This window comes from Streptomyces zaomyceticus (genome assembly GCF_014656215.1).
Classification (GTDB): Bacteria; Actinomycetota; Actinomycetes; order Streptomycetales; family Streptomycetaceae; genus Streptomyces; species Streptomyces zaomyceticus.
Window position 1 is genome coordinate 61,549 of record NZ_BNBZ01000021.1, and the last position, 20,456, is coordinate 82,004.

Consider the following 20,456-nt stretch of genomic DNA (forward strand, 5'->3'; position numbering starts at 1 on the left):
CGCTACGGGTCGTGCCCGCGCACGACGAAGGCCGGACCCCCTCGGGGGTCCGGCCTTCGTGGTGTCGCTATCGCCGCGGGCGGACGGTGTCGGCGTTCTCCGGGTCGGGGCCCGGGTCCGGCGGCTCGATCGACGGCGGCGGGGACGGCTCGTCGGTGACCGGCGGCTCGCTCGTGGGCTCCGGCGGCGTGGTGACCGGGTCGCGCGTCGGCTCCGGCGGCGTGGTGGACGTCGTGGTCGGCGGGGCCGTCGGGTCCGGGGACGTCGTCGTCGGGGTCTCGGTGGGCTCCTCGGGAGCCTCGGTGCTCCGGCTGGGCGTCGGGTCCGGGGCGAAGGTCGCCGAGTCGCCGGTCTCCAGGTCGAAGGAGGCGTCGGAGCCGCCGTCGAGGGCGCCGGTGGTGTAGTCGCCCCATATCTGGGCCGGCGTACGGCCGCCGTTGGCGCGGCCGGGGTTGATCGTGTCGGTCAGGGTGACCTGGTTGCCCTTGGTGTCCTCGCCGAAGAGGCCGACGGCGGTGACGAGTTCGGGGGTGTAGCCCACGAACCAGGCGGAACGGTTGTTCTCGGAGGTGCCGGTCTTGCCCGCGGCCTCGTAGTCACCGGCGGCGCGGAAGCCGGAACCGTTCTGCACGACGCCGGTCATGGCCTTGGTGACGGTGTCGGCGGCCTCGCGGCTGATGACCTGCTCGCCGGTCCCCTTGGCGGGGGAGACCGTACGGTCCCGGTGGGCGGCGGCCTTCACGAGGGTCGGGGTGACCTTCTTGCCGTGGTTGTCGAGGGTCGCGTAGACACCGGCCATGTCCATGGTGGAGGCGCCCATGGTGCCGAGGGACATGGCGGGGGTCTGGCCGAAGTCCGCGCCGTCCTTCATGCCGAGGTCCAGGGCGGTCTTCTTGGTCTTGGCGGCGCCGACGTCCACGATCATCTGGGCGTAGACGGAGTTGATGGAGCTGTTGGTGGCCTTCTGCACGGTCACGGGGCCGTAGCTGCGGTTGTCCTCGTTCTCGGGCGAGAAGGGAATGTCGCTGCCGACGACCTTGCGCTTGCTGGTGCCGTCGTAGACCGTGCCGAGGCCGATCTGCCGTCCGTCCTGGGTGACCGTGCGGTTGTCGAGCGCGGAGGCGAGGACGATCGGCTTGAAGGTGGAGGCGGGCTGGTAGTCGCGGCGGGTGGCGTTGGACATCCAGTGCTCGGTGGCGCCGACGCCGCCGTACATCGCGACGACCGCGCCGGTCTTCGGGTCGACGGAGGTGGCGCCGGCCTGGACGGTGGCGTCCTTCTTGTCGCCCTTGCGGTCGAGCTTGGCCTCCAGCTGCCGGTCGACGGCCTTGACGAGGTCCTTCTGCCGCTTCTCGTCGATGTTGAGGGTGATCGTCCAGCCGCCGGCCTTGATGTCCTCCTCGCTGATGCCCTGGCGCATCAGCTCCTGGTTGGCGGCCTCGACGATGTAGCCGGTCTGGCCCTCCATGCCGGGGGCGGGCTTCGGCTTGTGCGGAACGGGGAACTTCATCGCGGCGCGCTCGTCGGCCGGCAGCCAGCCCTCGCCGACCATGTTGTCGAGGACGTAGTTCCAGCGCTCCTCGACGAGCTTGCGGCCGGTGGCGCTCGCGGAGGTCCAGTCGTACTGGTTGGGCGCCTGGAGCAGCGAGGCGAGGTAGGCGCCCTGGGCGGTGGTCAGCCGGGTGGCGTCGACGCCGTAGTACGAGCGGGCGGCGGCCTGGATGCCGTAGGCGCTGCGCCCGTAGTAGCTGGTGTTCATGTACCCGGCGAGGATGTCGCTCTTGCTCATCTGCCGGTCGACCTTGATGGCGATGACCATTTCCTTGAGCTTGCGCGTCGCGGTCTGGTCCTGGCTCAGGTAGAAGTTCTTGACGTACTGCTGGGTGATGGTCGAACCACCCTGCTTGCCCTTGCCGGTGACGGTGGACCAGGCGGCGCGCGTGGTGCCCTTGATGTCGACGCCGTTGTCCTTGTAGAAGCTCTTGTTCTCCGCGGCGACGAAGGCCTTCTGGACCTGCGCGGGGATCTTCTCCAGGCCGACGATCTCACGGTTGATCTTGCCGGTGCGGGCGAGGATCTTGCCGTTGGAGTACTTGTAGATGTTGCTCTGCATGGTCGCCTCGGCGTTGGCCGTCGGCACCGGGACCATGACGTAGACGACGTACAGGGCGCCCATGGCGAGCAGGCAGCACACGAAGAAGGTGCCCAGGAGCTTCTTCCAGGAGAAGAAGCGGCGCAGGCCGCGTTTCTTCGCCTTGCTCTTGTCCGGTCGGCCCATGTGTCCTGTCGCTCCGCTCGTCGTGTGTACCGGGCGTGCCTCGGTCCGTGTCCCGCCCGAGCCGGATCGGCTCAGCTAGCCAGCTAACACCGACGATGCAGACAAAGGACAACCGATCACGCCTTTTCCGGACGTGAGAATCAGCACCCATGCCCAGAGGAACCGACGCTCGGGCGGTACCGATGGTTGCGTGAAGGGTTCGTTCCACTTCTGGGCATCCGCCAGGCGCCTCACCGCCACCCCCGACCCGTCGCTATACATCGTGCGTATACACCCGGTGTACAGTGACGCCCATGTCCATCGGTCACACCCTCCTGGGACTCCTGGAGTCCGGCCCGCGCCACGGCTACGACCTCAAGCGCGCCTTCGACGAGAAGTTCGGCCACGACCGGCCGCTGCACTACGGCCAGGTCTACTCGACCATGTCCCGGCTCCTGAAGAACGGCCTCGTCGTCGTCGACGGCATCGAGGCGGGCGGCGGCCCGGAGCGGAAGCGGTACGCCATCACCGACGCCGGCATCACCGACGTCGCCCAGTGGCTCGCCACCCCCGAGAAGCCCGAGCCGTACCTCCAGTCCACGCTCTACACCAAGGTCGTCCTGGCGCTGCTCACCGGCCGCGGAGCCGCCGATCTGCTCGACACCCAGCGCGCCGAGCATCTGCGCCTGATGCGCGAGCTCACCCGGCGCAAGAAGGACGGCGACCTCGCCGACCAGCTCATCTGCGACCACGCCCTCTTCCATCTGGAGGCAGACCTGCGCTGGCTCGAGCTGACCGCCGCCCGTCTCGACCGGCTCGCCGAGGAGATCCGCCGATGAGTCACGCCCCCCTCCTGAAGGCCACCGGCCTCGACAAGGCCTACGGGCCGACCCCCGCACTCGCCGGCGCCTCGTTCGCGCTGCGGGCCGGCGAGGTCGTCGCCGTCATGGGCCCCTCCGGCTCCGGCAAGTCCACGCTGCTGCACTGCCTCGCCGGGATCGTGCGCCCCGACGCGGGCACCATCACCTACGACGGACGCGAGCTCACCGCGCTCTCCGACACCGCGCGCAGCTCCCTGCGCCGTACCGACTTCGGGTTCGTCTTCCAGTTCGGCCAGCTCGTCCCCGAGCTGACCTGCGTCGAGAACGTCGCCCTCCCGCTCCGCCTCAACGGCGAGAAGCGGAAGGCCGCCGAGGCCAGGGCCGTCGAGTGGCTGGCGCGGCTCGAGGTCGACGACACCGCCGCCAAGCGCCCCGGCGAGATATCCGGCGGCCAGGGTCAGCGCGTCGCCGTCGCCCGCGCGCTCGTCACCGCCCCGCGGGTGATCTTCGCCGACGAGCCGACCGGCGCCCTCGACTCCCTCAACGGCGAGCGCGTCATGCGGCTGCTCACGGACGCCTCACGGGACACCGGCGCCGCCGTCGTCCTCGTCACCCACGAGGCCCGTGTCGCCGCCTACTCGGACCGCGAGATCGTCGTACGGGACGGTGCCGTACGGGACGCGGAGTGGGTGGCATGACGCTCCGCACCTGGGTCCGCGACCTGGCGCTCGGCGCCCGGTTCGCGGTCACCGGCGGCCGCACCGGCCGGCTCCGCACCCTCCTGACCGCGACCGGCGTCGGCCTCGGGGTGACCCTGCTCCTGCTCGCCGCGGCCCTGCCGAACATGCTCTTCCAGCGGGAGGTACGGGAGTCCCTCCGCGCCGTCGACGGCTCCGAGTCGATCGACTCCCCCCGGCCCGACTCCTTTCTCCACCTCGGACGGGCCACGGACTACCGGGGCGACGTCGTCAGCGGCCTCCTCCTGCGGCCCGAGGGCGACAGGCCCACGGTCCCCCCGGGCGCGAAGGCGTTCCCCGCGCGCGGCGAGATGCTGGTCTCGCCCGCGCTCCGCGAGCTGCTCGACTCCCCCGACGGCGACCTGCTCGCGAAGCGGCTCCCCTACAAGGTCGCCGGGACGATCGGCGAGGCCGGACTCATCGGCCCGGCCGAGCTGCGGTACGTCGCCCACGTCGGCTTCCTCACCACCGACAACTTCGACGGGCGCGGTGTGCGCTACGGCTGGTCGGTGCCGGAGGAACCGATGAACGCCTTCCTGATCCTCCTCGTCCTCGTGGCGTCCGTCGTCCTGCTCGTCCCGGTACTGGTCTTCATCGCGACCGCCGTCCGCTTCGGCGGCGAGCAGCGCGACCGGCGGCTCGCCGCGCTGCGGCTCGTCGGCGCCGACACGGCCATGACCCGTCGGATCGCGGCCGGTGAGTCCCTCGCCGGCGCGCTGCTCGGGCTCCTGGTGGGACTCGGACTCTTCGCCGTGGCACGTGAGTTCGCCGGCACCTTCACCATCTGGGACGTCAACGCCTACCCCTCCGACGTCGTGCCGATGCCCGCGCTCGCCGTGCTCGTCCTCGTCACGGTGCCGGTCGCCTCGGTCGTCGTCAGCCTCTTCGCACTGCGCGGGGTGGTGATCGAACCGCTCGGGGTGGTCAGGACCTCCACCCCGCGCCGCCGCAGGGTGTGGTGGCGGCTGCTGCTCACGGCCGCCGGGGTCGCGCTGCTCGCCCCCGTGATCGGCGGCATCGAGCTGAGCCAGACCGGGATCGACAGCACGCAGATCGGCGTCGGTGTCGCGCTCGCCCTCGTGGGCCTCACCACCCTGCTGCCCTGGCTCGTGGAAGCGGTGGTGAAGCGCCTGCACGCGGGTCCCGTGGCCTGGCAGCTCGCGGTCCGCAGGCTCCAGCTGAGCAGTGGGACGGCGGCCCGCGCGGTCAGCGGCATCGTCGTCGCGGCGACCGGGGCGATCGCGCTCCAGATGCTCTTCCAGGCAATGGAGAGCGACTTCACCCAGGGCACGGGCGCGGACTCGTCCCGCGCCCAGATCGCGATCGGCACCCACGCGAAGGACGGCGACGAGGCCCGCGCGATGATCGGCCGCTTCGAACGCACCGAGGGCGTCGGCGACGTGATCGGCGTGGTCTCGTCGAGCGTGTGGCGGCCGGGTCCCCTGAAGAAGGGCGAGGAGTTCGCCCCGATGGCCCCGATCAGGGTCGGCGACTGCGCCTCCCTCGCCGAGTTCGCCACCCTGCCCTCCTGCCGCGAGGGCGACGTCTTCGTCCTCCTCACGCACGGCGCGCAGGGCGCACCCCCGGACAGCTGGGTCACCCGGACCGCCCGGCCGGGCGTCACGGTCGCGCTGGGCGACCCGCACCCGCACCCGGACGCCCCCGAGAGCCGCCGGAAGGGCCCCCCGCCCGAGTGGCGCATCCCCGCCGGCGCCCGGTTCGTGGACTCGCGCCCGGACCCGACCGGCATGTACGAGTACGGGGTCCTCGCCACCCCGTCCGCGATCGGTGCGGCCCGGCTCGACACGCCCGACGCGACGGCGATGGTCCGGCTCGACCCGGCCGTGCCGGACGCCGCCGAGCACGTACGGAACACGGCGGCGGACATCGATCCGACGGCCTGGGTCCGCACGCTCGAGGACACCCAGCAGGACGCCCAGTTCAGCAGCGTCCGCACCGGCATCCTGGTCGGCTCCACCCTGACGATGCTCCTGGTGGCGGCTTCGCTGCTGGTGACGACCCTGGAGCAGCTCAGGGACCGCAAGCGGCTGCTCTCCTCGCTCGTCGCCTTCGGCACCCGGCGCTCCACCCTGAGCTGGTCGGTGCTGTGGCAGACGGCGGTGCCGATGCTCCTCGGGCTCGGGCTGGCCGTGCTGGGCGGGCTCGGTCTCGGATTCGTCCTGCTGTCGATGACCGCGCAGCGGGTCCGGGACTGGTGGGTCTTCCTGCCGGTCACCGGAATCGGACTCGCGCTGATCGCGGCGGTCACGCTGCTGAGCATGCCGCTGCTGTGGCGGCTGATGCGTGCGGACGGGCTGCGCACCGAGTAACCCTGCGCCCGCACGTACGAAATACGGGCGGACGAAATACGGGCGGGCGAAATACGGGCGGGCGCGGGTTCCTGGGACCGGGGGGTTTCAGGAACCCGCGCCCAGCACCCGTACCGGAAGGTCCCGCATCGCACCCCTGAGGGCCTCCGCCAGTTCCTCGAACTCGGCGTAGCGGGCGGCGCCCGCCCGCGTCGCGAGGGCGATCCGCCGGGCGGGGGCCGGTTCGGCGAACAGCCCGGTCCACAGGGCGTTGTTGCGGGCGGTCTCGACCGTGACGGCGGTGCGCGGCAGCAGGGTCACCCCGAGACCGCCGGCCACCAGCTGGACCAGGGTGGCGAGTCCCGCCGCGGTGGTGGTGACCTCGGCGCCGTCCGTCCGCCCGGCCTCGCGGCAGATGTCGAGGGCCTGGTCGCGCAGGCAGTGGCCCTCGTCGAGGAGCAGCAGCCGCAGCTCCTTGAGTGCCTCGCGGGGGATGTCGTCCCGCCCCGCCAGCGGATGCCCCTCGGGGGTGACGAGGACGAAGTCCTCGTCGAAGAGGGGAAGTTCGGTGACGCCGGGCACTCCGAGCGGTACGGCGAGCAGCAGCAGGTCCAGCCGCCCGGCGGTGAGCCCCTCCAGGAGCGAGGAGGTCTGCTCCTCGTGGACCTGCAGGTCGAGGTCCGGGTAGCGGCGGTGGATCAGGCGCAGGACCGTCGGCAGCAGATAGGGGGCGACGGTCGGGATGACGCCGAGCCGGAGGGCGCCGGTGAAGGGGGCCCGGGCCGCCTCCGCCTCCTCCATGAGCTCCGCGACCGCGTCGAGGACCGCACGCGCGCGCGCCGCGAGCCGCTCCCCGGCGGGCGAGAGCAGCACCTTTCTCGTCGTACGCTCAAGGAGCTGGGCACCGAGTGCCTCTTCGAGCGCCGAAACCGCGCCCGAGAGCGCGGGCTGGCTCATGCCGATGGAGGCCGCCGCATCGCGGAAGTGCAGATGCTCGGCGACCGCCACGAACGCTCTGAGCTGGGAGAGACTCGGCTGCTTTCCTCGGTTCGGGCCGTGCGGGGGACTGTACGGGGACGCCACTGATAACCACCTTCGATCAACACGACCCACTCTAGCTATTTCACTGATCAATGCACTCCGTGCCATGCTGTGACCACGTCCAACCCCCACGGAAGACCCCAAAAGGGACCCTTCCTGCTTCGCAAGGAGAGCGCGTGCTCACTGTCGGTGACAAGTTCCCCACCTACGACCTGACCGCCTGCGTGTCGCTGGAGAGCGGCAAGGAGTTCGAGCAGATCGACCACAAGGCCTACGAGGGCAAGTGGCGCGTGGTGTTCTTCTGGCCGAAGGACTTCACCTTCGTCTGCCCCACCGAGATCGCCGCGTTCGGCAAGCTGAACGACGAGTTCGCGGACCGCGACGCCCAGATCCTCGGCGTCTCCGGCGACTCCGAGTTCGTGCACCACGCCTGGCGCAAGGACCACGCCGACCTGCGTGACCTGCCCTTCCCGATGCTGGCCGACTCCAAGCACGAGCTCATGAGCGACTGCGGCGTGCGCGGCGCCGACGGCTTCGCCCAGCGTGCCGTCTTCATCGTGGACCCGAACAACGAGATCCAGTTCACCATGGTGACCGCCGGCTCCGTCGGCCGGAACCCCAAGGAGGTCCTGCGGGTGCTGGACGCCCTGCAGACCGACGAGCTGTGCCCGTGCAACTGGAACAAGGGCGAGGGCACCCTCGACGCCGCCGCGCTCCTGTCGGGCGAGTGACCTGACATGGCTCTCGACGAACTGAAGTCCGCCATACCGGACTTCGCCAAGGACCTGAAGCTGAACCTCGGTTCGGTCATCGGCAACAGCGAGCTGCCGCAGCAGCAGCTCTGGGGCACCGTCCTGGCCTGCGCGATCGCCTCGCGCTCGCCGAAGGTCCTCAAGGAGCTGGAGCCCGAGGCACAGGCCAACCTGAAGCCCGAGGCGTACCAGGCGGCCAAGTCCGCCGCCGCGATCATGGCGATGAACAACGTCTTCTACCGGACCCGGCACCTGCTGTCGGACCCCGAGTACGGGACGATGCGCGCCGGTCTGCGGATGAACGTCATCGGCAACCCGGGCGTCGAGAAGGTCGACTTCGAGCTGTGGTCGCTGGCCGTCTCCGCGATCAACGGCTGCGGCCAGTGCCTGGACTCGCACGAGCAGGTCCTGCGCCAGGCCGGTGTCGACCGCGCCACGATCCAGGAGGCCGTGAAGATCGCCGCGGTGATCCAGGCGGTCGGCGTCACCCTCGACGCGGAAGCGGTGCTCGCCTCCGCCGAGTAGGACGACGCGGTACGAGAAGGGCCCCGGGGCATCACGCCCCGGGGCCCTTTCGTGACCGTCGGCCCGTCACTTCTTGAGCGCCGCCATGAGGGCGAGCGCGTCCTGGGACATCGGGACGTCGATCCCGGAGAGGTCGGGCTGCTCGACGGCGCCCTTGACCGGGTTCCCGCTCTCGTCGAAGGGAACCTGCCAGAACAGCTGGAACTGGAGCTCGGCCTGGCCGTCGAGGACCCAGAGCGTCCCGCCCTGCCCACTGGCGTCGTCGAACCAGGCCTGCTCGCCGATGCCGTCGATCTTCCGCAGGAGACCGGACTGCCGGGCCCTTGCCTCGAACTCGTGGGAGGGGTCGATCAGCTTGTGCAGCGTGTACTTCACCTCGACCGTCTGACCGGCCTCCTGCGGTCCGAAGGCGGCCGAGCAGGAGGACTCGCTGATCGCCGCCTCGTCCAGGAGGGCTCCGTAGCCGTCCACGTTCCGCTCGCCCAGGATCCCGCCCAGCGCCCTGAGCTTCGCGAGCTTGCAGAGTTCCTGCTCGGCCACGGTCACATAACCGCCGAGGTCGGGACCCGGCTCCTTCCGCTGCTCGTAGGCGTAGAGCCCCCCGCCCCACACCGCCGACGCCGCCACCGCGCCGCCGAGCGCCCACAGCCAGGGCCGGCGGGCCCGGGGCGGACGCGGGCCCTGCTCCTCCGTCAGCACCTCGGCCGTCTCGAACGTGGTCCCGCCCTCGAACTCCGGCTCCGAGATCACGCGCCGTCCCCCTTGGAGAGCGACGTGCCCGGTGCCGGGGTCGGCGCCACTTCGAACGCGGTCGCCCCGCGCGGCTCCGGCGCGCTGCGCAGCGCCTGTTCCGTGCTGTACGCCCGCAGGTAGCCGACGACCGTGTTGAGGACGGCGACCAGCGGCACCGCGACCACGGCGCCGCCGATTCCGGCGGTCAGACCGCCGGCCGCGACCGCGAGGACGACGGCGAGCGGGTGGACCCGTACGGCCCGGCCGAGGATGAAGGGCTGCAGGACATGGCCTTCGATCTGCTGTACGGCGAGGACGACGACCAGGACCATCAGGGCGGTGAAGGGCCCGTTGGTGACGAGCGCGACGACCACCGCGAGGGCGCCCGAGACGACGGCGCCGACGAGCGGGATGAAGGCGAACAGGAAGATGAAGACGGCCAGCGGCACCGCCATCGGCACATCGAGGAACCAGAGGCCGAGGCCGATGAACACGGCGTCGATGAGGGCGACCAGCACCGTGCCCCGCACATAGGCGGTGAGGGTGCGCCAGGCGCGCGGACCCGCACCGGCGACGCCCGGCCTGGCCTGGGCGGGAACCAGTTTGAGCGTCCACTCCCAGACCTGCTTCCCGTCGTAGAGCAGGAAGAGCGTGGAGAACATGGCGAGCAGGATGCCGGTCATCGCCTCGACGATCACGGTCACGCCCTGGAGTCCGGCGGAGGTGATCTGTTCGGCGTTGGCGCCGATGGCCTCGCTGAGGTTCTTGGCGATGTCGTTGATCTGCTGCTCGGTCACATGGAAGGGACTGTCGAGCAGCCAGCGCTTGAGCTCCTCGATGCCGTCCTTGACCCGGTCGGACAGGGTGTCGATGTTGTCCATGACCTGCCAGACCACGAACCAGCCGACCAGACCCATCACGACGAAGCCGGAGATGGCGGTGACGGCGGTGGCGAGGCCGCGGGGCAGACCCTTTCTGCGCAGCAGCGCCACGGTGGGCTGGAGCAGCGCGGTGACGAGGAGCGCGGCGACGAAGGCAAGGACGACCAGCTGGACGGAGCTGATCACCTTCATCAGCACCCAGACCGTGCCGGCGAAGACGAGCAGACGCCAACTCGCCTCGGCGGCGACGCGCATGCCCCAGGGGATCGCGGCGACGGGGTCGGGGCGGGCGGCGACGGCCGGTGCGTACGAGGGGGGTGCGGGGACGGAGCGGCCCGCGTCGGCGGTCGCGACCGCCTCCACCTCCGACTCCGGGAGGGGGGCCGCCGTGTCCGGGTCCATCTCGGGGCGCGCGGGCGCGTCCTGGCGCGGACCGTCGGACGGGCTCGGTCCCGGGCCCTCGTAGGACGCGTGGACGGACTCCTCGCGCTCCGCCTCGGCCCTGCGCTCGTCGAGGCGTTCGCCTATCCGGCTCAGGTTCTCACCCAGCCGGCCCAGCCACCCTGGCACTCTGGACATCGCTTTCCTTTTCCCCCGCTCGCTCTTTCCCCACCGGCTCCCCCGGAGACCGTGGACCTTCGAAACTACACGCAAGAAGCCCCTCACCGTAGGACGGTGAGGGGCTCTTGAAGGTTGAGCACGCCGTACTAGTACCAGCGGTTGGCCTGCCAGAACGACCAGGCACCACAGGGGCTGCCGTAGCGGCTGTCCATGTAGTTGAGGCCCCACTTGATCTGGGTGGCCGGGTTGGTCTGCCAGTCGGCGCCGGCCGAGGACATCTTGCTTCCCGGCAGGGCCTGGACGAGGCCGTAGGCGCCCGAAGACTGGTTGACCGCGAGGTAGTTCCACGTGGACTCGTGGTTCACGATGTTGCTGAAGCACTGGAACTGCGAGGCCGGGACCATCTGGCGGGCCATCGCCTTGACCTCGGCGACGGAGTACGAACCCTTCGCGGTGAAGGACGAGGCGTCGCGGACCGCGGAGCGGCTGGCGCGCTCGGCCTCCGCCTCCTTGCGCTCCTTCTCGGCCTTGGCCGCCTTGTCGGCCGCCTCCTTCTTCGCCTCGGCGTCCTTGGCGGCGCGAAGTCGTGCCGATTCCTCGGCGGACTTCTTCGCGACCGAGTCGGCAGCGGCGGCCTGGACGTCGGCCTGCTCCGAGAGGGACGAGACCTGTACCTGGGCCTGCTCGCCCACGGGGATGTCCGCGAGCAGCGTCGTGTCGGCCGCGGTGGCCTCGAAGTTGTCGTCCGAGGACTGAGCGGCGTTACCCGACGCAACGCCCATGACGGCGCCGACGGTGGTGACCGCAGTGGCCGAAGCCACCGCGAATCCCCGGACCGAGATCCGGCTCACACGGTTTCCTTCCAGCACGCCCGCACAGGTGACCACGCGGGCGAAATCGTGCCCCTGGCGCTGGTCTCCGACATACGAGGTCACAGAAGACACGGGCCCGTGGTGCTGTGGGCGGCATACGGCGGACAGTTGTTGAGTTGTGTGGTGCTTGTGCGCCTGAAGGTGCACGGGTGCCGTATGCGGGGCCTGACGGAAGCAAGACTCTGCCGGACGGCGACACCGCAAGGCAATTCTCCGTTGCGTGTGAAAGCTCACACCTCTGCGGGGGCAGGTGTTTTCGGCATTGGAGGGGACATGGGGGCGCCGCCCGGCTAAGCTCCTGCGCTCTGCCGGGCGGCGCCAACTTCCGTACACGCACGGACGTGTACGAATGGGGTCAGATCTGACCGTCCTCCAGCATCTCCGTCACGAGCGCCGCGATCTGCGAGCGCTCGGAGCGGGTGAGGGTCACGTGCGCGAAGAGCGGATGCCCCTTCAATTTCTCGACCACGGCGACGACTCCGTCGTACCGACCGACCCGGAGGTTGTCCCGCTGGGCGACGTCATGGGTCAGAACGACCCGTGAATTCGCACCAATTCGGGACAGAACGGTCAGCAGGACGTTGCGCTCCAGGGACTGGGCCTCGTCCACGATGACGAACGCGTCGTGGAGCGAACGACCCCGGATGTGGGTGAGCGGCAGGACCTCCAGCATCCCGCGGCCGAGCACCTCCTCGATCACCTCACGGCTCGCGACCGAGGACAGCGTGTCGAAGACCGCCTGCGCCCAGGGGCTCATCTTCTCGGACTCGCTGCCCGGCAGGTAGCCGAGCTCCTGGCCGCCGACCGCGTACAGCGGACGGAAGACCATCACCTTCTGGTGCTGACGGCGCTCCAGGACCGCCTCCAGGCCCGCGCAGAGCGCGAGCGCGGACTTGCCGGTGCCGGCCCGGCCGCCCATGGAGATGATGCCGACGTCCGGGTCGAGGAGCAGATCGAGCGCGATCCGCTGCTCGGCGCTGCGGCCGCGGAGCCCGAAGACCTCCCGGTCGCCGCGGACCAGCTTCACGTTCCCGTCGGCGGTGATCCGGCCGAGCGCCTTGCCCCGCTCGGACTGGAGCACCAGGCCCGTGTGGACCGGAAGCCCGGCGGCCTCCGGCACGTACAGCGTCTCCTGGTCGTAGAGCAGGTCGACCTGGTCGGCGGAGAGCCCGAGCTCGGACATCCCCGTCCAGCCGTTGGCGTCCGTGATGGCCAGTTCGGCCCGGTACTCCTCGGCGAGGAGACCGACCGACGAGGCCTTGATGCGCAGCGGCAGGTCCTTGGAGACGACCGTGACGTCGTACCCCTCCGCCTGGAGGTTCCGCGCGACCGCGAGGATCCGTGAGTCGTTGTCCCCCAACCTGTAGCCGGCGGGCAGGATGCCGGGGTCGGAATGGTTGAGTTCGACACGCAGGGTGCCGCCCAGGTCCCCCACGGGGAGCGGGGCGTCGAGGCGTCCGTACCGGACCCGGAAGTCGTCCAGGAGGCGCAGGGCCTGCCGGGCGAAGTACCCGAGTTCGGGATGGTGCCGCTTGGCCTCCAGCTCCGTGACCACGACGATCGGGAGCACTACCTCGTGCTCCTCGAAGCGGGACACGGCGTTGGGGTCGGCCAGCAGGACGCTGGTGTCGAGAACATAGGTGCGCCGGTCGGAAAGGCGGCGCTTCGTGCTGGTCACCACGGAAGGACAGACCCCCTCGGAAGACCCCTGTGAGGTCGGGGTGCGACGGAACCGGTGTCGCTGCGGAATGGGACCGGGCTCAGGCCGCCATGCGCGGGCCGAACCACGGCCCTCCGCTTCTCCCGTACGTGTCCCGCACGGTCGTCCTGGTGCAAGGGGCCTCCCGGGTGGCGGTCTCCGTGCCGCTCACTTCACCAGGGATATGCCCTCGAACAGGGCCGACCATGCCATGGCATATGACGACGTGTTCGTGAACACCAGGTGATCGGTTCCGACCGATGTCCCCGAGGGGTCCGGGGACTCCCCCGAGGGGCCCGGCGACGCTCCCGGGGGTGCCCCCGGGACGGCCCGGGGTGGCGCCCCGGGCCCGTGCTCCGGACGCCCGCGGGGCTCAGGTTCCGTAACGCCGGTGCCGTGCGGCGTAGTCGCGCAGTGCCCGCAGGAAGTCGACCTTGCGGAAGGCCGGCCAGTGCACTTCACAGAAGTAGTACTCGGAATGGGCGCTCTGCCACAGCATGAATCCGGACAGCCTCTGCTCGCCGCTGGTGCGGATCACCAGGTCCGGGTCGGGCTGACCGCGCGTGTAGAGGTGCTCCGAGATGTGCTCGACGTCGACGATCTCGGCGAGCTCCTCGAAGCTCGTCCCCCGCTCCGCGTGCTCCAGGAGCAGCGAACGGACGGCGTCCGCGATCTCCTGCCGGCCGCCGTAGCCCACGGCCACGTTCACGAGTATCCCCGTGTTGTCGTGGGTGGCCTGCTCGGCCTCCTTGAGCACGGACTGCGTGCGGGCGGGCAGCAGGTCCATGGTGCCGACGTGGTTGACCCGCCAGCGGCCGTCGGCGGCCAGCGCCCGCACGGCGTTCTCGATGATGCCGAGCAGCGGGACCAGCTGGTCCTCGGGCCGGTTCAGGTTGTCCGTGGAGAGCATCCAGAGCGTCACGACCTCGACGTCGGTCTCGGCGCACCAGCCGAGCAGCTCCTGGATCTTGTCCGCGCCGGCCTTGTGGCCCTGCTCGGGAGTCCCGCCGGACGCCTTGGCCCAGCGGCGGTTCCCGTCGAGGATGACCCCGATGTGCTTGGGCACCTGGTCGTGGTCGAGGCGGCCTTCCACCCGGCGTGCGTAGAGCCCGTACACCAGGTCGCGCAGGTTCACTGTTCTTTACCTCTCCATGCAGCGGCAGGCCCGCCGTACCGCGGCGGTCCGCAAGCCGCCACACTACTGCGCACCGGCGACAGGCTCCCAGCCCGGGACTGTCACAAGTCCGTGATAAGCAGAGATACGTGACTGATTCCCCCGTGTACCGCGCCTCCGCGGACCGCTACGACGCCATGGAGTACCGCCGCTCCGGCCGCAGCGGCCTCAAGCTCCCCGCGATCTCCCTCGGCCTCTGGCACAACTTCGGCGACGACCGCGCGCTCGACAACCAGCGCGCGATCCTGCGCCGTGCCTTCGACCTCGGTGTGACCCACTTCGACCTCGCCAACAACTACGGACCGCCGCCCGGCTCCGCCGAGCTGAACTTCGGCAAGCTCTTCGCCCAGGACTTCGCGCCCTACCGCGACGAGCTGATCGTCTCCACCAAGGCCGGTTACGAGATGCACCCCGGCCCGTACGGCGAGTGGGGCTCCCGCAAGTACCTGATGTCCTCGCTCGACGCCTCCCTGAAGCGGATGGGCCTCGACTACGTCGACATCTTCTACTCGCACCGCTTCGACCCGCACACCCCGCTGGAGGAGACGATGGGGGCCCTGGCCTCCGCCGTCCAGCAGGGCAAGGCGCTGTACGTCGGTGTCTCCTCGTACAACAGCGAGCAGACCGCCGAGGCCGCGCGGATCCTGCGGGAGATGGGCGTCCCGGCCCTCATCCACCAGCCGTCGTACTCGATGATCAACCGCTGGACCGAGGACGACGGCCTCCTCGACACCCTCGAGGAAGCCGGCATGGGCTGCATCTCCTTCGTGCCGCTGGCACAGGGGCTGCTCACCAACAAGTACCTGAAGGGCATCCCGGAGGGCTCGCGGGCCACCCAGGGCAAGTCCCTCGACCCGGACCTGCTCTCCGACGAGGTGCTGCGGCGCCTTCGCGGTCTCGCGGACATCGCGGGCCGGCGCGGGCAGTCCCTGGCGCAGCTGGCGCTGTCGTGGGTGCTGCGCGACGAGCGGATGACCTCGGCGCTGATCGGCGCGTCCAGCGTCGCCCAGCTGGAGGAGAACGTGGCGGCCCTCGCGGGTGCGCCGCTGACCTCGGAGGAGCTCGTGGAGATCGACTCGTTCGCCGTGGACACCGCGGGCACGAACATCTGGGCCGGGCGGGGCTGACGCCCCGGGAGTGACCGAGGGCGAGCCCCGTGGGGATCCGGGGCGAGTCCCGGCGTGACCCGGGAGGGAAGGCCGACGGGACCCGGGAAAGAAAAAACGGGCCGGTCCGTGGGGGGGATACGGACCGGCCCGAGGGGGGGTTTCCACCATAACCCTTCGATAGTCGTGTTGCGCGCCACGTACGCCGAACGAACCTCGGCGAATACGCCGGATCCCAGTCGCGACAAGGGCTGTGGGGGCCTGTGGCGGGTTTGCGCCCCGGCGTGGCGGCGGAATCCCGTCCCTCCGAAGAGGGACCGGCCCAGTGGGGCGCGGTTGACGGAGCGGGGCCGGGCGCGAGGTCCGGCAGACGCGGGGGCGAGGGCTCAGGGCAGGGCCGTGAACGCGCCGAGGAGCAGTCCGAGCAGACCGCCCGCGAGCATGAACGGGCCGAAGGGGATCGCCGAGGAACGGCCGGCCCGTCGCAGCAGCACGAGACCGAGGCCGTACACCGCGCCCAGCAGGAAACCCGCGAACGCCCCCGTGAAGAGCACACCCCAGCCGTACCAGCCGAGGGCCGCGCCCAGCGGCACCGCCAGCTTGACGTCCCCGAAGCCCAGACCGCTCGGGTTGACCAGGAAGAGCGCCAGATAGGCCCCGCCGAGAGCGAGCGCGCCGAGCACCGCGTGGAGCCAGGACCCCGCGTCGTACGGAAGGAGCTCGGCGCCACCGAGGAGCAGCGGCACGGCGGCGGCGAGCGGCAGGGTGAGACCGTCCGGAAGCCGGTGCACGCGCGCGTCGACACTGGCGAGGAGGACGGCGAAGGGCGCGCCGAGCAGCCAGACCGCCAGCTCGGGCCGGGGTCCGCCGGTGGCGGCGGCGAGCGCGGCACAGACGAGTGCGGTGAGCAGCGGGGCGGTGACGGGGCTCCCGGTCGTCGCGCAGTCCCGCCGCCCCGGACCGCCGAGCCAGCCGCGCGCGGGCCCCGCGAGCGCGTGGCCGGCGGGGCAGCTGTCCCGCCACGGCTCGTCGGGGTCCACGGAGAGCCGGTAGGCGGCGCGCGGCACGAGCAGCCCGACGGCGGCGCCCCAGAGGGCGGCGAGGGCGATCATCGTGACGTACACGGACCAGACCCTAGGGTCGTGGGGCCGCTACGGTCTGGCGCATGGGGAAATGGGAGGACGGCAGGGGGACGCTGTGGGTCCCGACGCGGGTGCCGGCTTCGGAGGGGGCCGAGGGCCCGCACGGGGTCGAGGTGCCGCTGGAGGTCGCGGCCTCGTACCGGAGCCGGCGTCGGGGGCTGCTCGGGCGGGACGGGGTCGCGGGCGCGCTGCTCATCGTCCGGACGAACAGCGTGCACACCTTCGGGATGCGGTTCGCGATCGACGTGGCCCATCTGGACCGCTCGTTCACGGTCCTGTCCGTGGTCACCATGCCCCCGGGGCGGCTCGGCATGATCCGGCCGCGCGGCCGGCACGTCCTGGAGGCGGAGGCGGGCGCGATGGCGGGATGGGGGCTGCGGCCGGGGGCACGCGTGCGTGTCGACGTCACGGGGGGCCCGAACCGAGCAGCGTGAAGGCCCGCGTGCGTGTCGACGTCACGGAGGGCCCGAACCGAGCAGGGTGAAGGCCCCGTACACGGCGGAGGCCACCGCGAGCCCGGCGAGGACCGGCAGGACGGTACGGTTCCGCAGCCGCGCGAGGGCCGCGGCGGGCGGAAGCAGCAGCCCGAACGCGGGCATCATCAGCCGCGGTCGCGAACCGAAGTAGGCGGCGCCGACGAGCGAGACGAACACCACGCCGATCGTGTAGACGAGCAGGGGCAGCGGCTGCCCCTGCCGTACGCAGAGGGCGACCAGCCAGCCGAGCAGGGCGAGCGCCGCGCACAGGCCGAGGGCGGCCGGCCACGGCAGACCGGCGATGAACCGGGCGAGGGCGACCCCGCCGTCGATGGAGTTGCCCCAGGCGGCCTGGACCTCGAAGTAGGCGGTCGCGCTGCCCTGCCGGACACCGACGTACACGATGTACCCGAGCCAGCCGAGCGGCGCGATCAGGACCCCGAGCACCGTCCGCCAGGGCAGCCGCCGGTCCCGTACGAGCAGGACCAGGGCCGTGATCCCGAGGGCCGCGATCAGCGCCGCGGCCGTCGGCCGGGTGAGCCCGGCGGCCGCGCACAGGACGCCGGCGAGGATCCAGCGGCCGCGCAGGACCGCGTACAGCGACCAGGCGGCGAGAGCGGTGAACAGGGTCTCCGTGTACGCCATCGACTGGACGAACGCGGTCGGGTACACGCCCCAGAGGACGGCGAGCAGGACACCGGCGCGGGCCCCGAAGGCGTGCTCGCCGCACTTGTGGATGCCCCAGGCGGCGACGAGCCCGGCTGTCCAGGAGAGCACGAGACCGGCGGTGGCCGCGTCGACCGGGAGGACGGCGGAGAGACCGCGCTCCAGGGCCGGGAAGAGCGGGAAGAAGGCCAGATCGGAGTGGACGTCGCCGTTCGCGAGGGTGGTCTCGTGGCCGTAGCCGTTCTCGGCGATCCGCACGTACCAGACGGAATCCCATCGGCCCTTGAGCCGGTGCAGACCGTCCTTGCCGGTCGCGGTGGCGGCGATCGCGAGGACCGCGAGACCGATGACGCGGGTCAGGGCGTAGCCGCCGAGGGCGAGGACGGTGGGGTGGGCGGCACCGAGGGAACGGCCGGGACGGCGGGGACGGCCGGCTGGATCGAGAGGGTCGGGTCGACCGCGGGGGCCGGACCGGTCAGGAGGGTCGGACCGTTCGAGAGGGTCGGACCCGTCGAGGGGGTCGGGTCGATCGAGAGGGTCGGGTCCTGGCGCGGGCATGCGCCCGATTATCCCGGCGCCGCGGAACCGCTCAGCCGAGGGGCCTTATGCGGACGAACCGCGCGGCCATGACCGGACCGAGCTGGTGGACGATGGCGTGCCCGGGCTCCTGCGGAGAGGGCAGATCCCCCAGGAACGACGTGACGATGACCTCGTCGATGCCGAGGACACCACGACAGATCTGCTCCTCCAGAAAGGCGAGGGTGCGGCGCCAGTCGGCGGCCGCCGGGTCCTCGCCCAGAAAGGACCGGACGGTGTCCTGGACGACATCCCAGAAGAACACGTGCGGCTGTACGCCGCCCTGATGGAACACATGGTTCTCGTACACGCCCCGGAACTCGGGGATCCGGGTGACGAGATCACTGACCAACTGCACACTCGGCGCCGCGCCCGGCGTCTCGCTCGTCGTCGTCATCAGTCCAGAATGCTCCCGCCCGGCGGAGCTGTCCCGCCACCTTTGCGCTTTCCTGACGACGGCTTTCGGCAGGTTTTCCACAGGGGGTGCGAACTGTCCCTCTTCCGTGGATCGTTGGGCGTATGTACGAGTTGGCGATCCTCGCCAGGGGCGGGGTCCTCCTGACGGTCTGGGCGGTCGCGGCGGGCTGGTCCCCGGGCCGCCTCGCCGGCCGTCTGCGCCGGGACGGCTGGCAGCGGATCTGCCGGGGCGCGTGGGCGGCCCCGGGGAAGGAGGTGGACTGGCGGGTGAGAGCGACGGCGCTCCAGCTGCTGCGCCCGGAGCTGGTGTGCAGCCACGGGACGGCGGCGCGCCTGCACCGCGTCGAGCGCCTCGGAGCGACGGAGCGGCCGGACCTCCTGGAGTTCACGACCCCCGCACCCGGCCGCTCGCTGCGCGGCGAGGGCATACGCGTCCGCACCACGACCTTCCTGACGGCCGGCGACCGGTCGACCCGGCGGGGGCTGCGGACGACGACCCCGGCCCGGACGGTCGGCGATCTGATACGGGCCGCCGGCAGCCGGGAGGAGGCGGTGGTGGTCGCGGACTCGGCGCTCGCCCGGAGGGCGGTCGAAGGGGTACGGCGGGAGGCGCTCGTCCGGTACGAGGAGCTCACCGCCGAACTCGCGGCGCCCCGGCGGGGAGCGGCCCGCGCCCGTTCCTGGATCCGGCTGGCCGAGGCGGCGTCGGGCTCCCCCGCGGAGACGGTGGCCAGGCTGCGGATGGGCGACGCGGGCCTGTTCCCCGACTCGCAGCCCACGCTGCGCACGGCATGGGGGCCGCCCCTGCGTCCGGACTTCCTCTTCCGCGCGGAGGGCCTGGCGGTGGAGGTCGAGGGCTACGCCTTCCACGGCACCCGCCGGGCCCACGAACGGGACGTGGCCCGCTTCAACGCACTGCAGTCCTGCCCGGAGATCCGGCGCGTCCTGCGGTTCACGGCGGGCGAGGTGTTCCACCACCCGGACCGCATGACGGCCACGATCCGAGCGGCACTGACACTCGCCTGAAGGACGGCGAGGGCCCCAACACGCTCCCTGGGCCACTTCTTTGACCCCACCGCCTGACGGGGACGCCCTCCGTTCGACACCATGGGTGTGGCCCGTGGTGTGCCCGGGCCGGGGATCGTGGAGGGGACGGGGATGACACGCGCGGTGCGGTGGCTGGCGGTCGTGGTGGCGGCGGCCGCCACGTTCGGGGTGGGCGTCTGGGTGGTACGGGCGGTGCCGTGGGGATGGCTGCCCCAGGGCGAAGGCCCCCGACTCGACACGGCCCTCGCCTTCGGCGCGGTGACGGCGGCGGGCGTCCTGACGGCGGGCGGCTGGTGGGCATCACGCGAACGGCCGACGCCGACGCCCGCGCCCGATCCCGCGCCTCGGCGGGTGGTGACCCAGGAGGCGACGGCGTCCGAGAACGGCCAGGTCACCCAGATCGGCGGCAACGACCGCAATCCGGCAGCCGCGGGCGCCCCGGGCAGCGGTCAGCAGCCCTCCGCCGCCCCGTCCCGGGTCGAGCAGCACGCCGAGGCGTCCGACGACGGAAGCGTCCTCCAGGCCGGCGGCCACCTGAACGCCCCTCCGGGCACCCCCTCCGACGGCGTCCCCGCCCAGCTCGAACAACGCGCGAAGGCCTCCGGCCGAGGACGCGTCGTCCAGACCGGCGGGGACCAGCACGTCGAGGGGCCCTGAGGCGGGCG

The 20,456-nt window shown here is 71.4% G+C and carries 19 protein-coding genes; 9 read left to right on the forward strand and 10 right to left on the reverse strand.

Annotation, left to right across the window (positions count from 1 at the left end; translation table 11 throughout):
* Nucleotides 1–67 precede the first annotated feature (67 nt).
* Nucleotides 68–2,278, reverse strand: a complete 2,211-nt coding sequence (locus IE311_RS24945; RefSeq protein ID WP_189834037.1) for a transglycosylase domain-containing protein — start codon at nucleotides 2,276–2,278, stop codon at nucleotides 68–70.
* Between the two features lie 293 nt (nucleotides 2,279–2,571).
* Between IE311_RS24945 and IE311_RS24950 the strand changes: the two genes are divergently transcribed.
* The 3 genes from IE311_RS24950 to IE311_RS24960 are packed head-to-tail and all read left to right on the forward strand — an operon-like array spanning nucleotide 2,572 to nucleotide 6,145.
* Nucleotides 2,572–3,096, forward strand: a complete 525-nt coding sequence (locus IE311_RS24950; protein WP_189834038.1) for a PadR family transcriptional regulator — start codon at nucleotides 2,572–2,574, stop codon at nucleotides 3,094–3,096.
* Nucleotides 3,093–3,776 carry an ABC transporter ATP-binding protein gene (locus tag IE311_RS24955; RefSeq protein WP_189834039.1) on the forward strand — a complete coding sequence of 228 codons (684 nt, stop codon included), beginning with the start codon at nucleotides 3,093–3,095 and terminating at the stop codon, nucleotides 3,774–3,776. Before IE311_RS24950 ends, IE311_RS24955 begins: the two co-directional genes overlap by 4 nt.
* Nucleotides 3,773–6,145, forward strand: a complete 2,373-nt coding sequence (locus IE311_RS24960; RefSeq protein ID WP_189834040.1) for an FtsX-like permease family protein — start codon at nucleotides 3,773–3,775, stop codon at nucleotides 6,143–6,145. Before IE311_RS24955 ends, IE311_RS24960 begins: the two co-directional genes overlap by 4 nt.
* Before the next feature lie 87 nt (nucleotides 6,146–6,232).
* Here the strand turns inward: IE311_RS24960 and IE311_RS24965 are convergent, their stop codons facing one another.
* On the reverse strand, nucleotides 6,233–7,207 hold the full coding sequence (locus IE311_RS24965; RefSeq protein ID WP_189834041.1) for a LysR substrate-binding domain-containing protein: 975 nt from the start codon (nucleotides 7,205–7,207) through the stop codon (nucleotides 6,233–6,235).
* Between the two features lie 134 nt (nucleotides 7,208–7,341).
* Between IE311_RS24965 and IE311_RS24970 the strand changes: the two genes are divergently transcribed.
* Nucleotides 7,342–7,896: a peroxiredoxin gene (locus IE311_RS24970; protein WP_073909778.1), complete on the forward strand. Its 555-nt coding sequence runs from the start codon at nucleotides 7,342–7,344 to the stop codon at nucleotides 7,894–7,896.
* A gap of 6 nt (nucleotides 7,897–7,902) precedes the next feature.
* The gene (locus IE311_RS24975) at nucleotides 7,903–8,442 is read left to right on the forward strand and encodes an alkyl hydroperoxide reductase (RefSeq protein WP_015035886.1); all 540 of its coding nucleotides are present in this window, start codon (nucleotides 7,903–7,905) and stop codon (nucleotides 8,440–8,442) included.
* A gap of 66 nt (nucleotides 8,443–8,508) precedes the next feature.
* On the opposite strand, the gene IE311_RS24980 is transcribed toward IE311_RS24975, so the two are convergent.
* The 5 genes from IE311_RS24980 to IE311_RS25000 form a co-directional block, all read right to left on the reverse strand.
* Nucleotides 8,509–9,192: a hypothetical protein gene (locus tag IE311_RS24980; protein ID WP_189834042.1), complete on the reverse strand. Its 684-nt coding sequence runs from the start codon at nucleotides 9,190–9,192 to the stop codon at nucleotides 8,509–8,511.
* Nucleotides 9,189–10,634 (reverse strand): AI-2E family transporter, encoded by a 1,446-nt coding sequence (locus IE311_RS24985; protein ID WP_189834043.1) that lies wholly within the window; start codon nucleotides 10,632–10,634, stop codon nucleotides 9,189–9,191. The genes IE311_RS24980 and IE311_RS24985 overlap by 4 nt, the downstream gene beginning before the upstream one ends.
* 128 nt (nucleotides 10,635–10,762) lie before the next feature.
* The gene (locus tag IE311_RS24990) at nucleotides 10,763–11,467 is read right to left on the reverse strand and encodes an aggregation-promoting factor C-terminal-like domain-containing protein (RefSeq protein ID WP_189834044.1); all 705 of its coding nucleotides are present in this window, start codon (nucleotides 11,465–11,467) and stop codon (nucleotides 10,763–10,765) included.
* A gap of 376 nt (nucleotides 11,468–11,843) precedes the next feature.
* Nucleotides 11,844–13,169: a PhoH family protein gene (locus tag IE311_RS24995; protein WP_189834045.1), complete on the reverse strand. Its 1,326-nt coding sequence runs from the start codon at nucleotides 13,167–13,169 to the stop codon at nucleotides 11,844–11,846.
* A 391-nt stretch (nucleotides 13,170–13,560) separates the two neighbouring features.
* Nucleotides 13,561–14,322, reverse strand: coding sequence for an isoprenyl transferase (locus IE311_RS25000; RefSeq protein WP_189834046.1), 762 nt, complete (start codon nucleotides 14,320–14,322; stop codon nucleotides 13,561–13,563).
* A gap of 128 nt (nucleotides 14,323–14,450) precedes the next feature.
* Here IE311_RS25000 and mgrA point away from each other — a divergent pair, with 128 nt between their 5' ends.
* Nucleotides 14,451–15,488 (forward strand): L-glyceraldehyde 3-phosphate reductase, encoded by a 1,038-nt coding sequence (gene mgrA, locus IE311_RS25005; RefSeq protein ID WP_189834047.1) that lies wholly within the window; start codon nucleotides 14,451–14,453, stop codon nucleotides 15,486–15,488.
* A gap of 365 nt (nucleotides 15,489–15,853) precedes the next feature.
* Here the strand turns inward: mgrA and IE311_RS25010 are convergent, their stop codons facing one another.
* The gene (locus tag IE311_RS25010) at nucleotides 15,854–16,591 is read right to left on the reverse strand and encodes a prepilin peptidase (protein WP_189834048.1); all 738 of its coding nucleotides are present in this window, start codon (nucleotides 16,589–16,591) and stop codon (nucleotides 15,854–15,856) included.
* A gap of 41 nt (nucleotides 16,592–16,632) precedes the next feature.
* On the opposite strand from IE311_RS25010, the gene IE311_RS25015 reads away from it, so the two are divergent.
* Nucleotides 16,633–17,043, forward strand: coding sequence for a DUF192 domain-containing protein (locus tag IE311_RS25015; protein ID WP_189834049.1), 411 nt, complete (start codon nucleotides 16,633–16,635; stop codon nucleotides 17,041–17,043).
* A gap of 21 nt (nucleotides 17,044–17,064) precedes the next feature.
* On the opposite strand, the gene IE311_RS25020 is transcribed toward IE311_RS25015, so the two are convergent.
* The gene (locus IE311_RS25020; RefSeq protein WP_189834050.1) at nucleotides 17,065–18,309 is read right to left on the reverse strand and encodes a mannosyltransferase family protein; all 1,245 of its coding nucleotides are present in this window, start codon (nucleotides 18,307–18,309) and stop codon (nucleotides 17,065–17,067) included.
* Nucleotides 18,310–18,340: 31 nt separating this feature from the next.
* On the reverse strand, nucleotides 18,341–18,724 hold the full coding sequence (locus tag IE311_RS25025) for a hypothetical protein (protein WP_229902138.1): 384 nt from the start codon (nucleotides 18,722–18,724) through the stop codon (nucleotides 18,341–18,343).
* 122 nt (nucleotides 18,725–18,846) lie between these two features.
* Between IE311_RS25025 and IE311_RS25030 the strand changes: the two genes are divergently transcribed.
* Both IE311_RS25030 and IE311_RS25035 read left to right on the forward strand, forming a co-directional pair.
* Nucleotides 18,847–19,770, forward strand: coding sequence for a hypothetical protein (locus IE311_RS25030; protein WP_189834052.1), 924 nt, complete (start codon nucleotides 18,847–18,849; stop codon nucleotides 19,768–19,770).
* Nucleotides 19,771–19,902: 132 nt separating this feature from the next.
* On the forward strand, nucleotides 19,903–20,448 hold the full coding sequence (locus tag IE311_RS25035) for a hypothetical protein (protein ID WP_189834053.1): 546 nt from the start codon (nucleotides 19,903–19,905) through the stop codon (nucleotides 20,446–20,448).
* Nucleotides 20,449–20,456: the final 8 nt, after the last annotated feature.

What these genes read in the sequence shown, in the direction of transcription:
- IE311_RS24955 (WP_189834039.1), top strand. Translation starts at nt 3,093, where the DNA reads ATGAGTCACGCCCCCCTCCTGAAGGCCACCGGCCTCGACAAGGCCTAC.
- IE311_RS24985 (WP_189834043.1), bottom strand. Translation starts at nt 10,634, where the DNA reads ATGTCCAGAGTGCCAGGGTGGCTGGGCCGGCTGGGTGAGAACCTGAGC.
- IE311_RS25030 (WP_189834052.1), top strand. Translation starts at nt 18,847, where the DNA reads ATGTACGAGTTGGCGATCCTCGCCAGGGGCGGGGTCCTCCTGACGGTC.
- IE311_RS24945 (WP_189834037.1), bottom strand. Translation starts at nt 2,278, where the DNA reads ATGGGCCGACCGGACAAGAGCAAGGCGAAGAAACGCGGCCTGCGCCGC.
- IE311_RS25015 (WP_189834049.1), top strand. Translation starts at nt 16,633, where the DNA reads ATGGGGAAATGGGAGGACGGCAGGGGGACGCTGTGGGTCCCGACGCGG.
- IE311_RS24975 (WP_015035886.1), top strand. Translation starts at nt 7,903, where the DNA reads ATGGCTCTCGACGAACTGAAGTCCGCCATACCGGACTTCGCCAAGGAC.
- IE311_RS25025 (WP_229902138.1), bottom strand. Translation starts at nt 18,724, where the DNA reads ATGACGACGACGAGCGAGACGCCGGGCGCGGCGCCGAGTGTGCAGTTG.
- IE311_RS24950 (WP_189834038.1), top strand. Translation starts at nt 2,572, where the DNA reads ATGTCCATCGGTCACACCCTCCTGGGACTCCTGGAGTCCGGCCCGCGC.
- IE311_RS25035 (WP_189834053.1), top strand. Translation starts at nt 19,903, where the DNA reads ATGACACGCGCGGTGCGGTGGCTGGCGGTCGTGGTGGCGGCGGCCGCC.
- IE311_RS25020 (WP_189834050.1), bottom strand. Translation starts at nt 18,309, where the DNA reads ATGCCCGCGCCAGGACCCGACCCTCTCGATCGACCCGACCCCCTCGAC.
- IE311_RS24960 (WP_189834040.1), top strand. Translation starts at nt 3,773, where the DNA reads ATGACGCTCCGCACCTGGGTCCGCGACCTGGCGCTCGGCGCCCGGTTC.